We start from the raw sequence: 17,008 nt of genomic DNA on the forward strand, positions 1-17,008 counted from the left end.
GGGCTTAGTCCCACAGGCTGCCCCGTTCCAGCAGCTTGATGCCCAGCTCCACGTTCAGCGCCGTGCTCACGCCTTCCAGCGCCAGTCCCAGCTCGACCAGCGTGATGGCGACGGCTGGCTGCATGCCCACCACCACCGTGCGCGCGTCGAGGATCTTCGCCATGGCCGCCGTGTTGCTGATCATGCGGCCGATGAAGGAATCGACGATGTCGAGCGCGGAAATGTCGATCAGCACGCCCGTGGCGCGTTCCTTGACGATGCGCGTGGTCAGGTCGTCCTGCAGGGTCATCGCCAGGCGGTCATGCATGTCCACCTGGATCGTCACCAGCAGCAGCCGGCCCATGCGTAAAATGGGGATTCTCTCCATGGACGCCTCAGTGTTGCTGCTGCTGGTAGGTGATGGTGGAGCCCGTACGCTTCAGGGCCACGACAAAGGCGTCGGCCAGGGTAGCCTTGGTGATCACGTCTTCCAGGTTCACGCCCAGGTGCACGATGGTTTGCGCGATCTGCGGACGGATGCCGCTGATGATGCAGTCGGCGCCCATCAGGCGCGCCGCGGCGATGGTTTTGAGCAAGTGCTGCGCCACCAGGGTGTCGACCGTGGGCACGCCCGTGATGTCGATGATGGCGATCAGGGCGCCCGTGTCGACGATCTTTTGCAGCAGGCTTTCCATCACCACCTGCGTGCGGGCGCTGTCCAGGGTGCCGATCAGGGGCAGGGCCAGCACGTTTTGCCACAGTTGCACTACCGGCGTCGACAGTTCCAGCAATTCCTGCTGCTGGCGCAAGATCACCTGTTCGCGCGCCTTTTGATAGGTGGCGATGGTCAGCAGGCCCAGTTCGTCGAACAGCTTGCTGGTGCCGATGATGGCGTCGCCCAGCGTCTGCGGCTGCTCGGCGAGTTCCTTGCGCAGGTAGGTAAATAGCGGTTCCTTGAGGGAAAACACGAAGCTGGCCGTGTCGATCGGCGAATAGCCCTGGCGCACGCGCGATTGCGACATTTCGCTGAGCAGCTGGCGCGTGTCGTCCCAGGCGCCGCCTTCGATATCGAAGGAATCGCTGCCTTCCAGCGCGCGCACCAGCAGCGGCAGGAATTGCGCCGCCTGCTGGCGCAGCTCGTTTTCCGCGATCTTGTCGCGCCGCACCAGGCGGGCGATCAGGTCGGCCATCCAGCCGTCCAGCAGTTCCGTGTGGTGTTCGCTGATGATGGCGGCCAGCTGCTGCGCCTGGCTCATGCCCGTCTTGTTTTTCATGCTCATCCTTGGCTGGAGTGGAGGGCGCCGGACTGCCTGCCATGCGCGCTGCGCGGCGGCGGCGAGATCCGGTTTGCCGATAGTAAATTATAGGCAGACATGGCCATATTGTTATGTTCTTTGGCGCACATAGTGGCGCATGTCAATCAATATTCTTGTCGGAAACTTTGGACGTGAAGGGAGTGCCTTAAAGATGTATGTGATTTGCATGTTTAAGGGAATTCCGCTACACTGGCTGCACTCAACCAGAGAAGAACGCCATGAATATCGACAAGTTCAAACAGCAGCACCTGGCCATCCTGGCCGCCATCGATGACTTGCGCCGGCTGGCGCGCGGCGGCGTCGCCGTGCAGGCCAGGGCGATCGCCGGCCAGATCGTCGCCATGAGCGGCTTGATCAAGCTGCACCTGGCCGTCGAGCAGCGCTACCTGTATCCGGCCGCGCAAGCGAGCGGCGTGGCCAAGGTGGCGCAGCTGGGACGCCGGTATGAAAGCGAGATGGACGGCATTGCCGGCGCCTACCTGGCGTTTGCCAGCCGCTGGAATACCCCCGTGCGCCTCGAAGCCGAGCCGGACGCTTTCCGCCGCGAAGCCAACACCGTGCTGCACGCGCTGTACCAGCGCATGCGCCGCGAAGACAGCGAGTTGTATCCCGCCGTCGAAGCGCTGGCCTAAGCGATTATTTTTTACCTCATACAGGAGTTTTACATGCTGACCCAAGAACAACGCGCCATCATCACCGCCACCGTCCCCATCCTCGAGCAGGGCGGCGAAACGCTGACCCGCCATTTTTACAAGAACCTGTTCCGCGACCATCCGGAAGTGCTGCCGTACTTTAACCAGGCGCACCAGCACAGCGGCGACCAGCAGCGCGCACTGGCCAATGGCGTGCTGATGTATGCCAAACATATCGACCAGCTCGAGGCGCTGGGCGACCTCGTCTCGACCATCGTCAACAAGCACGTGGCCCTGCAAATCCGCGCCGAGCACTATCCGCTGGTGGGTGCCAGCCTGCTGCAAGCCATCCGCGAAGTGCTGGGCGCGGAAGTGGCCAGCGACGCCGTCATCGACGCCTGGGGCGCGGCCTACGGCCAGCTGGCCGACATCCTGGCCGGCGAGGAGGGCCGCATCTACAAGGCGCAGGCGGCCGCGCCCGGCGGCTGGCGCGGCGCGCGCGATTTTCTCGTGCAAGCCAAGGTCGTGGAAAGCGACGAGATCACCTCCTTCCTGCTGGCGCCCGCCGATGGCCAGCCCGTGCTCGACTTTGCGCCAGGCCAGTATATCGGCGTCGTGGCGACGGTCGACGGCGTGCCCATGCGCCGCCAGTATTCGCTGTCGGCCGCCAGCAATGGCCAGACTTACCGCATCAGCGTCAAGCGCGAGCAGGGCGGCAAGGTGTCGACTTACTTCCACGACCAGGTACAGGCGGGCGGCATGGTGCAGCTGACGCCGCCATCGGGCGACTTCGTGCTGGCCGATGGCGACAAGCCGCTGGTCTTGATCAGCGGCGGCGTGGGCATCACGCCGACCCTGGCCATGCTGGCGTCGGCCCTGCGCGGCAAGCGTCCCGTGCATTTCATCCACGCGGCGCGCCACCATGGCGTGCACGCGTTCCGCGCGCAGGTCGACGCACTGGCCGCGCAGCATCCGCAGCTCAAGCGTTTCTATTGCTATGCGGAGCACGGCGGCGAGCAGGCGGCGCCGGACGCCATCGGCCTGCTCGATAAAGCCCAGCTGGAGCGCTGGCTGCCGACATCGCGCGACGTCGACGCGTATTTCCTCGGTCCGCAGCCCTTCATGCGCGCCGTGAAAGGCTATCTGCGCGACCTGGGCGTGCCCGAAAAGCAGACGCATCATGAATTCTTCGGACCGGCGAGCGCGCTGAACTGAAGCAGCGTCGTGCAGGCGTCGTTGTGGCTGGACGAGAAATAGCCGCGCCGTAAGGGGCGGGTAAGCCTCGCCCTGTACTGTGAAAACAAGCTCGAAGAAAAGAGCATGCTTTTACATAACAGGAGGCAACACCATGCACGACGATCTGGTTCAGAAAATCAAGGGCGACCCCGCCTATCATCAACTGGTCAAGGTGCGTTCCCGCTTCGGCTGGACGCTGACGGCCCTGATGATGGTGGTGTACTACGGCTACATCCTGCTCATCGCGTTCAACAAGGAGTTTCTCGCCTCGAAGACGGGCGAAGGCGTGATGACGTGGGGCATGCCGATCGGCCTGTTCGTCATCGTGTTTACCGTGGTGATCACGGGCGTCTATGTGCGCCGCGCCAACAAGCAGTACGACGACCTGACCCAGGCCATCCAGGCGCGGGTGCAGGCATGAGCGGCGCGACCTTGACGCGGCGCACGCTCTCCTGGCTGGCGGCGCCAGCCCTGCTGGGTGCAAGCAATGCCGTGCTGGCGGCCGGCGCCGACCTGGGCCAGGCCCAGCAGCAACCCACCAACTGGACGGCCATCATCATGTTCGCCGTCTTCGTCGTCTTCACCCTGTTCGTCACCAAGTGGGCGGCGGCCAAGACCAAGTCGGCGTCCGACTTCTACACGGCAGGCGGCGGCATCACGGGCTTCCAGAATGGCCTGGCGATCGCCGGCGACTTCATGTCGGCCGCGTCCTTCCTCGGCATTTCCGCCGCCGTCTTCCTCAACGGCTACGATGGCCTGATCTACGCCATCGGCTTCCTCGTCGGCTGGCCCGTCATCACCTTCCTGATGGCCGAGCGCCTGCGCAACCTCGGCCGCTTCACCTTTGCCGACGTGGCAGCCTACCGCTTCAAGCAGGCGCCGATCCGCATCTTTTCCGCCTCCGGCACCCTGGTGGTCGTGGCGTTCTACCTGATCGCGCAGATGGTGGGCGCGGGCCAGCTGATCAAGCTGCTGTTCGGCCTCGAATACTGGATCGCCGTCGTGCTGGTCGGTACCCTGATGATGATCTATGTGCTGTTTGGCGGCATGACGGCCACCACCTGGGTGCAAATCATCAAGGCGGTGATGCTGCTGGGCGGCGCCAGCTTCATGGCCATCGCCGTGCTGGCGCAATTCAACTTCAGCCCGGAAGCGCTGTTCGCCAAGTCCGTGGAAGTGCACGCCACCAAGGAAGCCATCATGGGTCCTGGCAGTTTCATCAAGGACCCCATCTCGGCCATTTCGTTCGGCATGGCGCTGATGTTCGGCACGGCCGGCCTGCCGCATATCCTGATGCGTTTCTTCACGGTGCCGAATGCCAAGGAAGCGCGCAAGTCCGTGTTCTGGGCCACCACCTGGATCGCGTATTTCTACGTGCTGACCTTCATCATCGGCTTTGGCGCCATCGTGCTGGTGAGCACGAATCCCGAGTTCAAGGATGCTGCCGGTAAATTGTTGGGTGGCAATAACATGGCGGCCGTGCACCTGGCCAAGGCCGTCGGCGGCGACGTCTTCCTCGGCTTCATGTCGGCCGTTGCCTTCGCCACCATCCTGGCCGTCGTGGCGGGCCTGACCCTGTCGGGCGCCTCGGCCGTGTCGCACGACCTGTACGCCACCGTCTTCAAGAAGGGCAAGGCGACGGGGGCCAGCGAGCTGAAAGTGTCGCGCGTGACCACCATCGTGCTGGGCATCATTGCCGTGGTGCTCGGCATCGTCTTTGAAAAGCAGAACATCGCCTTCATGGTGTCGCTGGCCTTCGCCATCGCCGCCTCGGCCAACTTCCCCGTGCTGTTCATGTCGGTGCTGTGGAAGGATTGCACCACGCGCGGCGCCACCATCGGCGGTTTCATTGGCCTGATCACGGCCGTCGGCTTGACGGTGGTGTCGAAATCCGTGTGGGTCGACGTGCTCGGCCATGGCGAAGCGCTGTTCCCGTACGCCTCGCCCGCCATCTTTTCGATGACGGCCGGCTTTGTCGGCATCTGGCTGTTCTCCGTGCTTGACAAGAGCCCGCGCGCGCGCATCGACCGTGCCGGCTACGAAGCGCAGCAGATGCGTTCGGAAACGGGCATCGGCGCGGCGGGCGCCAGCGCGCATTGAGTTATAAGTAGCCGCTGAAGGAAACAATGCCCGGTTCGCCGGGCATTGTGGTTTTTGGCGCAGGCCTTGCTTACCTTGCCAGGTGCAGCGGGATCACGCCCGGTGCCGGCAGCGGCGCATTCTGCGTTCCCTCGAGTATCGACGCCAGGGTCACGCTGTCGAGCACGGCCAGGAAGGCACCCGTGGCCTGGCCCAGCTTGGCCTTCAACTGGCAATCCGGCGTCAGCGGGCACGTGTTGCTGTCCTTGTTGAAGCACTCGGCCATGAAGAAATCGCTTTCCGTCTCGCGCACCACGGTGCCGATATTGATCTCGGCCGGGTCGCGCGCCAGGCGCAGGCCGCCATTTCTCCCGCGCACGGTTTCCACGATGCCCGACAGGCCCAGCTGGTGCACCACCTTCATCAGGTGATTCTTCGAGATGGCGTGCAGGTCGGCGATGTCCTGGATGGTCACGAGCCGGTCGCGGTGCGTGCCCAGGTACATCAGGGTGCGCAGGGTGTAATCAGTATAGGCAGTCAGTCGCATGGGGCGGAGGAGTAAAACACCTGACAAAGCGATTGCGCGTCGCGATTTGCGGCCTCCGGCGCGCACTGCGCATGCGCACAGCTCCGCTTCTCGGTCGCAACTCACAGCCGCTCGCTACGTTTTTGGCAGGTGTGTAGTAAAGATGTGGAATACATCCTTGTTTCAAGCCGCCAGCATACAGCAAAAGCGCTTCGCGACGGCCGCCAGCCTGTGCGTGTCAGCGTTACATTTCAGCCGCGAAAGACAAAAGTTGTTTGCCTTTCGTTCAAATGCGTAGTAAATTTTCATATTGTTGCCACGGCAAACAGCTTGCACGCCCTTTAAAGCCCTTTGAGTACGGATTTTATGGATGAAAATCAAGAGGATGGTGAAACAATAAGGTAAATTTACTACAAATTGGACGATGGGCGTTTCCCGGGCCGGGAAGCGCGTACTACGCAATCTGTGCGGTGCCGCCGTGGCCGCCCCAGGAATGAATACCATGCAAATGAATGAAGTGAAAGACGAGCTGCTGAGCAGCGATATCCGCCAGCTGGGCCGTCTGCTGGGCGACGCCATCCGCAATCACCTGGGCGACCCTGCCTTTGACCGCATCGAGCACGTGCGCCAGCTGGCCATCCGTTTCCGCCGCGACAATGACGAAACCGCCCGCGTGCAGCTGTCGGCCGCGCTGCAAGCGCTGTCGCAGGAAGAAACCACGCAATTGACGCGCGCCTTCAGCTATTTCTCGCTGCTGGCCAATATTGCGGAAGATCAACACCACATCCGCCGCACGCGCGCCCATCTGATCGCCGGCTCGCCGCCGCGCCAGGGTAGCCTCAGCCACGCCGTGGGCAATGTGCTCGACGCGGGCCAGGCCGATGCGCTGGAAACCTTCTTTGAAGATGCGTTTGTCAGCCCCGTGTTTACGGCGCACCCGACGGAAGTGCAGCGCAAGAGCATCCAGAATTGCCAGATGGCCATCGCGAGGCTGTTGAACGAACGCGACCGCGTGCAGATGACGCCGGAAGAAGCGGAACAGAATGAGGAAGCGCTGGGACGCGGCATCGTCACCCTGTGGCAGACGCGGCTGTTGCGCACGAGCAAGCTGTCCGTGATGGATGAGGTGGCCAATGGCCTGTCGTTCTACGATCACACGATCCTGCGCGAATTGCCGAAGTTGTATTCCTCCCTGGAAACCATGCTGGCCCAGCGCGATGCGCGCTGGGAAGATGTGGAATTGCCCAATTTTATGAAAGTGGGCAGCTGGATCGGTGGCGACCGCGACGGCAACCCCTTTGTGACGGCCGATATCCTGCGCAGCACCCTGCAGACGCAGGCCGACAAGGTCCTCGATTTCTACCTCGGCGAATTGCGCAAGCTCGCTTCGCAGCTGTCGCTGGCGCAAATACTCAATGCCTGCAGCGAGCCGCTGCGCGCGCTGGCCGAGCGCTCGGCCGATGCTTCGCCGCACCGTGTCGACGAGCCATACCGCCGCGCCCTGCATGGCATCCATGCGCGCCTGGACGCCACGCGTTACGTGCTGTGCAGCAAGGGCAGGCAGGCGGACGGCGTGCAGCCTTACGCTTCCGCTGCCGAGCTGCTGGCCGACCTGGACGTGGTCCAGCATTCGCTGGTCAGCAATGGCTTGCGTTCGCTGGCGCGTGGCCGCCTGCGCCAGCTGCGCCGCGCCGTGAAGGTATTCGGTTTTTCGCTGGCGCCGCTGGACTTGCGCCAGAATTCCGACGTGCACGAGCGCGTCGTGGGCGAACTGTTTGCCGGCGCCCAGCCGGGCCTCGTCTACCTCGACCTCGATGAAGAGCAGCGCATCGCCTTGCTGCTGGCCGAGCTGGAGTCGCCGCGCCTGTTGACGTCGCCATATGCGCAATACTCGGAGGAAACCACCTCCGAGCTCGACATCTTCCGCGCCGTGCGCGAGGCGCACGCCAAGTACGGCCGCGAATCGGTGCCGAACTGCATCATCTCGAAGGCGGCCAGCGTCTCGGACTTGCTGGAAGTGGCCTTGCTGCTCAAGGAAGTGGGCTTGCTGCGCCAGGACAGCCGGGAAGTGGACGTCAACATCATCCCCCTGTTCGAAACCATCGACGACTTGCGCGCCGGCCCCGCCATCATGGCGCGCGCGTTCGGCTTGCCGTTCTACCGTGGCTTGCTGGCGTCGCGCGCGGACCAGCAGGAAGTCATGCTCGGCTATTCGGACAGCAACAAGGACGGCGGCTTCCTGACGTCGGGCTGGGAGCTCTACAAGGCCGAGATCGAGCTGGTGTCGGTGTTCAGGCAATACCAGATCAAGCTGCGACTGTTCCACGGCCGCGGCGGTTCCGTCGGCCGTGGCGGCGGCCCCAGCTACGAAGCCATCCTGGCCCAGCCGGCCGGCGCCGTGCAGGGGCAGATCCGTCTGACGGAGCAGGGCGAAGTCATCACGGCCAAGTATGCGAACCCGGAAGTGGGGCGCCGCAACCTGGAAGTGCTGGTGGCCGCCACCATCCAGTCCACCCTGCTGCCGCAGGCCCAGCTGCAGCCGAAGGCCTCGGCCGGCGCGGGCCATCTGGCCGCGATGGACGAGCTGTCCGGCACGGCCCTGAACGCCTACCGCGACCTCGTCTATGGCACCGAAGGCTTCGAGCAGTATTTCTGGGAATCGACCGTGATCGCGGAAATTGCCGCGCTGAACATCGGCAGCCGTCCCGCCTCGCGCAAGAAATCCACGTCCATCGAGGATTTGCGCGCCATTCCCTGGGTGCTGAGCTGGGCGCAATGCCGCCTGATGCTGCCGGGCTGGTTCGGTTTCGGTTCCGCCGTGCAAGCCTATCTGGCCGCCCATCCGGCCGATGGCGCGGACGTGCTGCGCGGCATGTACACGGACTGGCCTTTCTTCACATCCCTGCTGTCGAACATGGACATGGTGCTGGCCAAGAGCGATATCGCCATTGCCGGCAAGTATGCGGAACTGGTCAAGGACAAGGCCTTGCGCGACGCCATCTTCACGCGCATTCGCGCCGAATACGCGGCCACCCTGGACGCCCTGAAGCTGATCACGGGCCAGGAAGAATTGCAGCAAGCCAATCCGCTGATGCAGCGCTCGATACGCAACCGCTTCCCGTATATCGACCCGCTGAACCACGTGCAGGTGGAGCTGCTGCAGCGTTTCCGCGAGGGCAAGCAGGATGCGGCGGCGCGCACGGGGATTCATTTGTCGATCAACGGCATCGCGGCTGGCTTAAGAAATAGTGGTTGATTCTTTTTAACCCAACAACAAATGCTGGGGTCGGAGCTCAAGGTCTGCCCCCGGATTTTGCACCTGGGTTGCTTTTAAGTAAAACAACAAGGAGACAGCATGACCATCAAAGTTGCCATCAATGGCTATGGCCGCATCGGCCGCAATGTCTTGCGCGCATTTTACGAAGGCGGCAAGCAGCAGGATATCGAAATCGTCGCCATCAATGACCTGGGCGACGCCAAGTCGAATGCGCATCTGACGCGCTACGATACGGTGCACGGCAAGTTTCCCGGCGTCGTCACCATCGATGGCGAGAACATGGTCGTCAATGGCGACCGCATCCGCGTCTTCGCGCAGCGCGACCCGGCCTTGATACCGTGGGGCGAGCTCGGCGTCGATGTCGTGCTCGAATGCACGGGTTTCTTCACGACCAAGGAAAAAGCTGCGGCGCATTTAAAGGGCGGGGCAAAGAAAGTCATCATTTCCGCGCCGGGCGGCAAGGATGTGGACGCCACCATCGTGTTTGGCGTCAACCAGCATGTACTGAAAGCCACGGATACGGTCATTTCGAATGCCTCGTGCACGACAAATTGCCTGGCGCCACTAGTAAAACCGCTCAACGACGCCATCGGCATCGAATCGGGCCTGATGACCACCGTGCACGCCTACACGAACGACCAGGTATTGAGCGACGTGATGCATGAAGACTTGCGCCGCGCCCGTTCGGCCACGCATTCGATGATCCCCACCAAGACGGGTGCGGCAGCGGCCGTGGGCCTGGTCTTGCCGGAACTCAATGGCAAGCTCGACGGTTTTGCCGTGCGCGTGCCGACGATCAACGTGTCGCTGGTCGACCTGTCCTTCATCGCCAGGCGCGACACTAGCGTCGAGGAAGTCAACGCCTTGCTGAAAACGGCCTCGGAAGGCGCGTTGAAAGGCATTTTGACGTACCAGACGGAGCCGCTGGTATCCATCGACTTCAACCACAACCCCGCCTCGTCGAATTTCGATTCGACCCTGACCAAGGTGTCGGGCCGCCTCGTGAAGGTGTCGTCGTGGTACGACAACGAGTGGGGCTTCTCGAACCGCATGCTCGACACCACGGTCGCCCTGATGGCGGCCAAGTAACAAGGTTTCACCGCTGATCCAGCGCACCAGGACGGCCGGCCCACAAGGCTGGCCCTTGTAGCAACTTATTATAGAAAGCAGCACACCATGACCATGCAAGTACAGCAACGCGCCACCAAGATCGTTTCCACCATCGGCCCCGCTTCGAACGATATCGATACCCTGGTCCGCATGTTCAAGGCCGGCGTCGACGTCGTGCGCCTGAACTTCTCGCATGGCAAGGCGCAAGACCATATCGACCGCGCCCGCATGGTGCGCGAAGCGGCAGCCCTGTGCGGCCGCGAAGTGGCCATCATGGCCGACTTGCAAGGGCCAAAGATTCGCGTCGGCAAGTTTGAAGAAGGCAAGATTTTCCTGGAAAACGGCGCCACCTTCATCCTCGATGCGAAATGGGGCGAGAAGGGCGAGCTGGGCAACATCGAGCGTTGCGGCCTCGACTACAAGGAATTGCCGCGCGACTTGCGCGCCGCCGATGTACTGCTGCTCAACGATGGCCTCATCGTCTTGACGGTGGACAAGGTCGTCGGCAGCGAAATCCATACCACCGTGAAAATCGGCGGCGAATTGTCGAACAACAAGGGCATCAACCGCCAGGGCGGCGGCTTGTCGGCGCCGGCCCTGACGGCGAAGGACATGGAAGACGTGAAAACGGCGATGAGCTTCCAGGCCGACTACGTGGCCGTGTCGTTCCCGAAAAACGCCACCGACATGGTGATGGCGCGCCAGCTGGCCAATATCGCCGGCGAAGCGTGGGACCACAAGCCGATGATGATCGCCAAGATCGAGCGCGCGGAAGCGATTCCCGCCCTGCAAGAGATTCTCGATGCGTCCGACGGCATCATGGTGGCCCGTGGCGACCTGGCCGTGGAAGTGGGCAACGCGGCCGTGCCGGCCCTGCAAAAGCGCATGATCAAGATGGCGCGCGCGTCGAACAAATTGGCGATCACGGCCACGCAGATGATGGAATCGATGATCGTCAACGCCGTGCCGACGCGCGCGGAAGTGTCGGACGTGGCCAATGCCGTGCTCGATGGCACGGACGCCGTGATGACGTCGGCGGAAACGGCGTCGGGCCGCTATCCGATCGAAACGGTGGAAGCCATGGCCGCCATCTGCCTGGATGCGGAAAAGTGGGATACCTGCAAGCTCGACGCCGACTTCCTCAACGCCACGTTCTCGCGCATCGACCAGTCGATCGCCTATGGCGCGCTGTTTACGGCCCACCACCTGCGCGTCAAAGCCATCGCCACCCTGACGGAATCGGGTTCCACGGCCTTGTGGATGAGCCGTTGCAACATCGACATCCCCATCGTCGCCCTGACGCCGAGCGTGGGCACGCGCCGCAAGCTGGCCCTGTACCGTAACGTCAGCACGCTGGAGCTGACGTCGGGTACGGATCGCGACAAGGTCTTGCAACAGGCGGAAGAATTGCTGCTGGAACATAAAGTCGTGGCCAAGGGCGACACCGTCGTGCTGACCTGGGGCGAGCCGATGGGCAAGGTCGGCGGCACGAATGCGCTGAAAATCATGAAGATCGGCCAGCACTGATCATCGATTGCAGGGTGGCGCGCGGCAAGCCTGCCGTCACCCGATTGGCGCCATCACTAGCCGCAGGCCGGCTCGGCGCCGCAGCAGGCGTGGCGGAGTATGCGCCGCAAGCTTAAGAATTCCTGAAAATTCCGCCTTCCACGGCAAGCTGTCGGGCGGATGGCAATCCGCCCATTGCGGTATCGCCATTTCCGTGCCAGCATGCATTTCCTGCCGTGTAAGGCGTTTCCGGAGTCCATGATGACCGCATACCTGCCTGTCTTGATCTGGTCGCTGTCGGCCTTTGCCTGCCTCTTCATCGCCAAACGCCGCCGCGTCCGGACAACTGCCGTGCGGGCCGCCCTGGTGGTCCTGCTGGGTCCGTTGGCCATTCCCTTCGTGCTGGCCGCAAGGCCCGATCCGCTCAAGCCGGCCTGACGCATGCACCGTTAAACGTGCGGGCTGGGCGCGCTGTCCTTTGCTATATTTTCGCCTTTTAGCAGAGAGACATGCTTATGCAACGCAGCGCGACCTTGTTAATGATGAGTATCTTGCCCTGGTGTCTCGCCACGGCCGCTTGGGCGGCGGAGCCGGCACAGCGCCTGCAGCGCGCCACGGGCTTGTGGAAGGTGACGCCAACGACGTCGCCTTTTTCCTGGGAAATCTGCGTCGACCAGGACCGCGACCGCCTGATCGACGATGACTTGTGGAGCGACTTCGAGCAGGAATGCACGATAGCCTCGCAAGCCCGCGATGGCGACAGCTATGTCTTCCAGTCCAGCTGCCCCGGCGCCATGCTGGCAGGCCATTTCAAGGGCGACCTTGCCAAGGCCTACACGCTGAGCAGCGACACCACCATGGAACTGAACGGCAAGACCGAGGTGCAACACCTGGAGCTCGAGGGCGTCTTCCAGGGCGCTTGTCCGGCCGGCCTGGCGCCGGGCGCCAAGAAAATGCGTGGCGGCATGGTGATGAAGACCTTGTACACACACCGCTAGGAACGGCGTCGACCCCGCTGCACGCCGCGCTGACCGCGTGGAACCGGCTTGCCGCGCCCGCGTCACGCTGCATGAAACAACAGTTTCCATGCCTGGGCAGGCGCCAGGATTGACGCGGTAGGCGATGATTTGCGATAATGAGAATTATTCTCAATTGAGCTGCTTGTCATGCAGCTGCTCACCATCCCAGGCAGCGCCTCGCTTTGAGCGCATCGGAGTTTCTAGTGAACATTGCGCATTCCAGCGACACCATCGCGTGTATGTATAGCAACCACCATGGCTGGCTGATGCGCTGGCTGCGCGCCAAGCTGCAATGCGCCGACCATGCGGCCGACCTGGCGCAGGACACCTTCGTGCGCCTGCTGGCGGCGCCGCCAGAAGGCCGGCAAAGCTTGCACGAGCCGCGCGCCTACCTGACCACCGTGGCGCAGCGCCTGCTGATCGACCATTACCGCCGCCTGTCGCTGGAGCAAGCGTGGCTGGAAACGCTGGCACAGCAGCCTGAGCTGCTGATGCAGTCGCCGGAAGAACGCCTGCTCGTGCGTGAAGCCTTGCAACGCATCGATGCCATGCTCGACGGCTTGCCGCCGCTGGTGCGCAGCGCCTTTTTGCTCGCGCATGTCGATGGCCTCGGCTATGCGGAAATCGGCCTGCGCCTGGGCGTGAGCGAGCGCAGCATCAAGCGTTACATGGTGCAGGCCTTCGAGCGCTGCATCCTGCTGATCCTGTGAACGGCGCCGCCGCCATCGACCCGCGTGCCGCGCGCGCGGCCGCGCAATGGCTGGTGCGCCTGCATGCGGGCGCACTGACGGCGGACGAGCAGCGGGCATTCCAGGCCTGGCGCGCCGGCGACCCGGCCCACGAAGCGGCCTGGCAGCGGGCCGAGCTGGTGTGCAACACCCTGGCCAGCGTGCCGCCCGCGCTGCGCCAGGCGGCGGGCGAGGCGCCGCCGTCGCCGCGCCGCCGTGCCTTGCTGGGCAGCCTGGCCGCGTTGGGCGTTGCCGCTCCCACCCTGTGGCTGGCCAGCCAGTCGGCGCCCTGGCAGGCGTGGCGCGCCGGCATCCGCACGGTGCGCGGCGAGATTCGCCGCATGAACTTGCCTGACGGCACGCAGCTGGTGCTCAACACGGATACGGCCATCGACGTGCGCTACGACGCGGCGGCGCGGCTGCTCGTGCTGCATGCCGGCGAAATCCACGTCGGCACGGCGCATGACGGGGCGCTTCCTGCGCGACCGTTCCTCGTGCGCAGCAGCAATGGCGTCGTGCGCGCGCTGGGCACGCACTTCAGCGTGCGCCAGGGCGGCAGCCTGCTGGCGCCGCGCACCGAGGTGAGCGTCAGCCAGGGCGCCGTCGAAGTCCGGCCAGCGCAGGCGTCCGCCGCCGCGCGCCTGGTCGATGCGGGGTTGCAGGCCAGTTTCGACGATGGGGCCGTTTCCCCGCTGACGCCGCTGGCGCCCCATGCGGGCGCGTGGCTGCAGGGCGTGCTGATCGCCGAGCGCATGCCGCTGGGCGAAGTACTCGAGCACGTGGCGCGCTACCGTTATGGCGTGATCCGCTGCGATCCGGCGCTGGCGGCCATGCCCGTCGACGGCATCTTCCAGCTGACTGAGCCGGACAAGATCCTCGCCTTGCTGCAGCATTCGCTGCCGATACGCATGGCGCGCCGCACGCGCTACTGGATCAGTGTCGAGCCGGCCTGAGGCAGTTATTTACCGTTTGCCTGTCCCTTTTTCCGGATTGCTTCGTCATACAAGGTAGAGAAGGAATCATCCGAACCATCGAAAGGGTTTTACATGGCTGTGCAGCACCGCTTATTCTCACCATGGACGCCGCCCGCGCTCCATCCCACCACGGGCGCCGTGCGCGCCGCGCTGGTCTTGCTCCTCGCCGTGGGCGCCGCCGGCGCCAGCTTGCCGCAGATGGCGCTGGCGGCCGACGCCGGCCAGGCTGCCGGCGTGCGCGACTACCATATTCCCGCCGGCAGCTTGCGCGGCGCGCTGTCCTCGTTTGCCATTGCCGCCGGCATCAACCTGTCGACGCAGGGCGTGGCGCTCGACGGCCTGGCGACGCCGGGCTTGCAGGGCCGCCATGCCGTCACCGCCGGTTTGAGCAAGTTGCTGCAAGGCAGCGGCCTGGAAGTGACGGACGGCGGCAATGGCAATTACCTGTTGCGCAAAATCAATGCCAGCACGGCCGATGGCGGCCTCGACAGCATGCCGGCCGTCGTCGTCAGCGCCGAGGCCGACCGCGCCACGGAAGGCACGGGCTTATATACGTCGCGCAATATGTCGACGGCCACGGGGCTGACCCTGTCGCAGCGCCACACGCCGCAAACGGTCAGTATCATTTCCAGCCAGCAAATGGAGGATTTTGACTTGACCACCTTGCAGGACGTGGCCCGCGCCACGCCTGGCATTTATGGCAAGTCGCAGGGCGTTTCCGACCAGGAAACCACGTATTTCGCGCGCGGCTTCGCCTTGAGCCATGTCAATGTCGACGGCTTGCCGCTCGATGTGACCGGTTTCAACGAGCGCAACGTGTCAGCCGACATGCTGATGTACGACCGCGTGGAAGTGGTGCGCGGCGCCACCGGCCTGATGGAAGGGGCGGGCGCGCCAGCGGGCAGCATCAACATGGTGCGCAAGCGTCCCTCGGCCACGCCCCTGCTGAATGCCTCGGCCCATCTGGGCAGCTGGAAAGACCGGCAATTGACGGTGGACGCCAGCAATGCGCTCAATGCCACGGGCAGCGTGCGCGGCAGGGTGGCAGCCAGCTGGCGCGACAGCGACAGCTTCGTCGACGTCGTCAACAACCGCAACAGCACCGTGTATGCGATCGTCGAGGCGGACCTGACGCCGTCGACCACGGCCGGCTTCGGCTTTTCGCGCCAGCACAGCCGCACCGATGGCGTGTTCGTCGGCTTGCCGACGTTTGCCGATGGCAGCCACATGCCCTTGCCCCGCTCGACGTTCCTGAACAACGCGGACTCGTTCCAGAAGCGCGACAACAACGTCGTCTTCGCCGACCTGGAAACGCGGCTGGAGCAGGGCTGGCGCAGCCGCTTCGCCATCACGCACATCGATGCCTCGTCGAGCACGCGCAACACGACGAATAGCCGCATCGACGGCGAAACGTATTTATTGAACCAGTCGGAAACGGGCTGGAAGTACGGCACGAAGCAAGTGGTGGCCGACTGGCGCTTGAGCGGTCCCGTCAGCTGGTTTGGCCGCCAGCACGACGTCATCGTGGGCGCCAGCTACCGCCACGATAATTCGGACGCGGGCCAGAGCTGGGAGGGCGCCGGGACGCGCGTGATCGACATCCGCAACTGGAATCCGTACGCCTTTCCCATGCGCGGCACGGCGTTCGAGCCCTACAACTGGGGCCGCAAGACGGACGAGAAGGGCATCTATGCGGCGGGCAACTTCAGCCTGGCCGAGCCGCTGCACCTGGTGCTGGGCGGGCGCTTCGGCTGGTATGCGCAGGACGTGACGGGCTGGTATGCGAGCAATCCGGCATGGCGCCGCAGCCTGACGGAAAACGCCAAGTTCACGCCGTACGCGGGCCTCGTCTACGATGTGGATCAGCATCATTCCGTGTATGCGAGCGGTACGCAGATTTTCGAGCCGCAAAGCTCGCTGGACGTGCGCGGCAATACCTTGCCGCCGCTGAGCGGCACCAACCTGGAAGTGGGCGTCAAGGGCGAGTATTTCGGCGGGAGGCTCAACGCCAGCGGCGCCTTGTTCCGCATCAAGCAGAACAACCGCGCCATGGCCGACGAGCTCAATTGCCCCACGGGCGGCGCCATTTACTGCGCCCGCGCGGCCGGGCAGGTGAAGAGCGAAGGCATCGATCTGCAATTGTCGGGCTCGCCGCTGCCGGGCTGGCAGGTCGCGGGCGGCTACACCTATGTGCTGGCCAGGTATACCAAGGATAGCGTGGCGGCGAATATCGGCCAGCGCATCGCCACCGATGAGCCGAAGCAGTTGTTCAAGGTGTACACTAACGTGCAGCTGAGCGGCAGCCTGGCGAAATGGAATCTGGGCGCCTCCGTGTATGCCCAGGACAAGATCTACCGCCGCGACCCCGGCTACCTGACGCGGCAGGGCGGCTACGCCATCGTCGGCCTGACGGCCGGCTACCGCCTCAGCGAGCAGCTGCAGCTGCGCGTGAATGTCGACAATGTGCTGGACCGCCATTACTACCAGGGACTCGGCTATTCCTGGTCGGGCGGCCTGGAACGCTATGGCGCGCCGCGCAGCGTGCTGGTCTCGCTGAACTACAAGATGTAAAGGCTGTGCTAGCGGAGCGCGCCCCGCGCGGCGCCTCTGCTACACTGCCGCCGTC

15 protein-coding genes are annotated in these 17,008 nt (G+C 63.8%); 12 read left to right on the forward strand and 3 right to left on the reverse strand.

Annotated features, from left to right (window positions below; translation table 11 throughout):
• Positions 1–4: 4 nt before the first annotated feature.
• Together YQ44_RS10880 and YQ44_RS10885 are read right to left on the reverse strand one after the other, a co-directional pair.
• Positions 5–367, reverse strand: coding sequence for an STAS domain-containing protein (locus YQ44_RS10880; protein WP_071323396.1), 363 nt, complete (start codon positions 365–367; stop codon positions 5–7).
• A 7-nt stretch (positions 368–374) separates the two neighbouring features.
• Positions 375–1,253, reverse strand: a complete 879-nt coding sequence (locus tag YQ44_RS10885; RefSeq protein WP_071326401.1) for an STAS domain-containing protein — start codon at positions 1,251–1,253, stop codon at positions 375–377.
• 260 nt (positions 1,254–1,513) lie between these two features.
• Between YQ44_RS10885 and YQ44_RS10890 the strand changes: the two genes are divergently transcribed.
• From YQ44_RS10890 to YQ44_RS10905, 4 genes are all read left to right on the forward strand, one after another.
• Positions 1,514–1,927: a hemerythrin domain-containing protein gene (locus YQ44_RS10890; RefSeq protein ID WP_071323397.1), complete on the forward strand. Its 414-nt coding sequence runs from the start codon at positions 1,514–1,516 to the stop codon at positions 1,925–1,927.
• Between the two features lie 33 nt (positions 1,928–1,960).
• Positions 1,961–3,142, forward strand: a complete 1,182-nt coding sequence (gene hmpA, locus YQ44_RS10895) for an NO-inducible flavohemoprotein (RefSeq protein ID WP_071323398.1) — start codon at positions 1,961–1,963, stop codon at positions 3,140–3,142.
• A gap of 133 nt (positions 3,143–3,275) precedes the next feature.
• On the forward strand, positions 3,276–3,584 hold the full coding sequence (locus YQ44_RS10900; protein WP_071323399.1) for a DUF485 domain-containing protein: 309 nt from the start codon (positions 3,276–3,278) through the stop codon (positions 3,582–3,584).
• On the forward strand, positions 3,581–5,263 hold the full coding sequence (locus YQ44_RS10905; protein WP_071323400.1) for a cation acetate symporter: 1,683 nt from the start codon (positions 3,581–3,583) through the stop codon (positions 5,261–5,263). The genes YQ44_RS10900 and YQ44_RS10905 overlap by 4 nt, the downstream gene beginning before the upstream one ends.
• Positions 5,264–5,333: 70 nt before the next feature.
• Here YQ44_RS10905 and YQ44_RS10910 read toward each other — a convergent pair whose 3' ends face one another.
• On the reverse strand, positions 5,334–5,789 hold the full coding sequence (locus YQ44_RS10910; protein WP_071323401.1) for an RrF2 family transcriptional regulator: 456 nt from the start codon (positions 5,787–5,789) through the stop codon (positions 5,334–5,336).
• A gap of 481 nt (positions 5,790–6,270) precedes the next feature.
• On the opposite strand from YQ44_RS10910, the gene ppc reads away from it, so the two are divergent.
• The 8 genes from ppc (at position 6,271) to YQ44_RS10950 (ending at position 16,953) form a co-directional block, all read left to right on the forward strand.
• Positions 6,271–9,024, forward strand: coding sequence for a phosphoenolpyruvate carboxylase (gene ppc / locus YQ44_RS10915; RefSeq protein ID WP_198043912.1), 2,754 nt, complete (start codon positions 6,271–6,273; stop codon positions 9,022–9,024).
• 99 nt (positions 9,025–9,123) lie between these two features.
• Positions 9,124–10,134: a type I glyceraldehyde-3-phosphate dehydrogenase gene (gene gap, locus YQ44_RS10920; protein WP_071323402.1), complete on the forward strand. Its 1,011-nt coding sequence runs from the start codon at positions 9,124–9,126 to the stop codon at positions 10,132–10,134.
• An 87-nt stretch (positions 10,135–10,221) separates the two neighbouring features.
• Positions 10,222–11,682 (forward strand): pyruvate kinase, encoded by a 1,461-nt coding sequence (gene pyk, locus YQ44_RS10925; protein ID WP_083411763.1) that lies wholly within the window; start codon positions 10,222–10,224, stop codon positions 11,680–11,682.
• Between the two features lie 237 nt (positions 11,683–11,919).
• Complete coding sequence (locus YQ44_RS10930; protein WP_071323403.1) at positions 11,920–12,099, forward strand: hypothetical protein; 180 nt, start codon at positions 11,920–11,922, stop codon at positions 12,097–12,099.
• A gap of 71 nt (positions 12,100–12,170) precedes the next feature.
• Positions 12,171–12,659 (forward strand): DUF3617 domain-containing protein, encoded by a 489-nt coding sequence (locus YQ44_RS10935; RefSeq protein ID WP_198043913.1) that lies wholly within the window; start codon positions 12,171–12,173, stop codon positions 12,657–12,659.
• 260 nt (positions 12,660–12,919) lie between these two features.
• Positions 12,920–13,390, forward strand: coding sequence for a sigma-70 family RNA polymerase sigma factor (locus YQ44_RS10940; RefSeq protein WP_071326404.1), 471 nt, complete (start codon positions 12,920–12,922; stop codon positions 13,388–13,390).
• On the forward strand, positions 13,387–14,361 hold the full coding sequence (locus YQ44_RS10945; protein WP_071323405.1) for a FecR domain-containing protein: 975 nt from the start codon (positions 13,387–13,389) through the stop codon (positions 14,359–14,361). The genes YQ44_RS10940 and YQ44_RS10945 overlap by 4 nt, the downstream gene beginning before the upstream one ends.
• Before the next feature lie 93 nt (positions 14,362–14,454).
• A complete protein-coding gene (locus YQ44_RS10950) occupies positions 14,455–16,953 on the forward strand; it encodes a TonB-dependent siderophore receptor (protein WP_156894783.1) in 2,499 nt (832 codons plus the stop codon).
• The last annotated feature ends 55 nt before the right edge of the window (positions 16,954–17,008 follow it).

Source organism: Janthinobacterium sp. 1_2014MBL_MicDiv (assembly GCF_001865675.1).
Lineage (GTDB): Bacteria > Pseudomonadota > Gammaproteobacteria > Burkholderiales > Burkholderiaceae_D > Janthinobacterium.

What these genes read in the sequence shown, in the direction of transcription:
- YQ44_RS10900 (WP_071323399.1), top strand. Translation starts at nt 3,276, where the DNA reads ATGCACGACGATCTGGTTCAGAAAATCAAGGGCGACCCCGCCTATCAT.
- gap (WP_071323402.1), top strand. Translation starts at nt 9,124, where the DNA reads ATGACCATCAAAGTTGCCATCAATGGCTATGGCCGCATCGGCCGCAAT.
- YQ44_RS10890 (WP_071323397.1), top strand. Translation starts at nt 1,514, where the DNA reads ATGAATATCGACAAGTTCAAACAGCAGCACCTGGCCATCCTGGCCGCC.
- pyk (WP_083411763.1), top strand. Translation starts at nt 10,222, where the DNA reads ATGACCATGCAAGTACAGCAACGCGCCACCAAGATCGTTTCCACCATC.
- YQ44_RS10930 (WP_071323403.1), top strand. Translation starts at nt 11,920, where the DNA reads ATGATGACCGCATACCTGCCTGTCTTGATCTGGTCGCTGTCGGCCTTT.
- hmpA (WP_071323398.1), top strand. Translation starts at nt 1,961, where the DNA reads ATGCTGACCCAAGAACAACGCGCCATCATCACCGCCACCGTCCCCATC.
- YQ44_RS10935 (WP_198043913.1), top strand. Translation starts at nt 12,171, where the DNA reads ATGCTTATGCAACGCAGCGCGACCTTGTTAATGATGAGTATCTTGCCC.
- YQ44_RS10910 (WP_071323401.1), bottom strand. Translation starts at nt 5,789, where the DNA reads ATGCGACTGACTGCCTATACTGATTACACCCTGCGCACCCTGATGTAC.
- YQ44_RS10885 (WP_071326401.1), bottom strand. Translation starts at nt 1,253, where the DNA reads ATGAAAAACAAGACGGGCATGAGCCAGGCGCAGCAGCTGGCCGCCATC.
- YQ44_RS10940 (WP_071326404.1), top strand. Translation starts at nt 12,920, where the DNA reads ATGTATAGCAACCACCATGGCTGGCTGATGCGCTGGCTGCGCGCCAAG.
- YQ44_RS10905 (WP_071323400.1), top strand. Translation starts at nt 3,581, where the DNA reads ATGAGCGGCGCGACCTTGACGCGGCGCACGCTCTCCTGGCTGGCGGCG.
- YQ44_RS10950 (WP_156894783.1), top strand. Translation starts at nt 14,455, where the DNA reads ATGGCTGTGCAGCACCGCTTATTCTCACCATGGACGCCGCCCGCGCTC.
- ppc (WP_198043912.1), top strand. Translation starts at nt 6,271, where the DNA reads ATGCAAATGAATGAAGTGAAAGACGAGCTGCTGAGCAGCGATATCCGC.
- YQ44_RS10880 (WP_071323396.1), bottom strand. Translation starts at nt 367, where the DNA reads ATGGAGAGAATCCCCATTTTACGCATGGGCCGGCTGCTGCTGGTGACG.